General features: G+C 60.8%; 1 protein-coding gene. It reads left to right on the forward strand.

Annotated elements, in window-relative coordinates; all coding sequences use genetic code 11:
• The coding region (locus tag A2I95_RS37225; RefSeq protein WP_291737491.1) for a class I tRNA ligase family protein at positions 1-1250 on the forward strand (1250 nt) is incomplete at its 5' end.
• Between the last annotated feature and the right edge of the window lie 246 nt (positions 1251-1496).

Raw genomic sequence — 1496 nt, forward strand, 5'->3', positions numbered from 1 at the left:
GGCCGGAAGACACGGCCGAGATGCGGAAATACTTCCCGACCTCGACCTTGGTCACCGGTCAGGACATTCTGTTCTTCTGGGTTGCCCGGATGATGATGATGCAGCTGGCGGTCGTCGATCAGATCCCCTTCGACACCGTCTACCTGCACGGGCTGGTGCGCGACGCCAAAGGCAAGAAGATGTCGAAATCCACCGGCAACGTGGTCGACCCGCTGGAGATCATCGACGAATTCGGCGCCGACGCGCTGCGCTTCTCCTCCGCCGCGATGGCAGCCCTGGGCGGCGTGCTCAAGCTGGATATGGAGCGCCTCAAGGGCTACCGGAATTTTGGCACCAAACTGTGGAATGCGGTGAACTTTGCCCATTTCAACAAGGTCTATGACGCGGACGTCCCGGCCTATGCTTGCCCGGATGCACAGGCTGCCGTGAACCAGTGGATCATTGGCGAAACGGCGAAAGTGCGGGTAGAAGTGGACGCAGCGCTGGAGGCCTATCGTTTCAACGACGCCGCCAACGCGCTCTATGCCTTTACCTGGGGAAAGGTCTGCGACTGGTACATCGAGCTGTCGAAACCGCTGTTCGGCTCCGAGGACGCGGCCGTGATCGCCGAGACCCGCCAGACGCTTGGCTGGGTGCTGGATCAGTGCATGATCCTGCTGCACCCGATCATGCCCTTCATCACCGAAGAACTGTGGGGCAACACTGCCAAGCGCGAGAAGATGCTGGTGCATGCGGACTGGCCGTCCTATGGCGCCGAGCTGGTCAATGCGGATGCAGACGCCGAGATGAACTGGGTGATCACCGCGATTGAAAACATCCGCTCCACCCGCGCGCAGATGCATGTGCCGGCGGGCGCCAAGATCCCGATGGTGGTGACCGAGTTCTCCGATCAGGCGCGCAATGCCTGGGAGAAGAACGAGGCGATGATTCAGAAACTGGCCCGCATCACTTCTCTGGAACAGGTCGAGAGCTTCCCGAAAGGCTGTGCGTCCGTGGCCGCGCCCGGTGCTTCCTTCGGCCTGCCGCTGGCGGATGTGATCGACGTGGACGCCGAAAAGGCGCGTCTGGAGAAGACCCTGGGCAAGCTGGCAAAGGAACTGGGAGGCCTGCGCGGACGCCTGAACAACCCCAAATTCGCGGCCTCGGCCCCGGAAGACGTGGTGGCCGAAGCCCGCGCCAACCTCACCGCGCGCGAGGAAGAAGAAGCCAAGGTCAAAGAAGCCCTGGCGCGCCTGGCTGAGATCGGCTGAGCCGGCTGTTAAGCATGTTTCAAACGCCCGCCCTCACCGGCGGGCGTTTTGCATTTCTCGGCAAACCATTGAAGCAGGTGCAAATTCTGCGGAACGGGGAAATTCTTAACAACCGCCCCATTGTCTTTACCGCGCTTTTGTATCAGCCTGCACTCAACCATAAAAAGAAGGGAGGCTGCAGCCCATGCCCAAAGGATACTGGGTGGCCCATGTGGATGTGCAGGACATGGAGCGCTATCAGGACTA

This window comes from Leisingera sp. F5 (genome assembly GCF_001593695.1).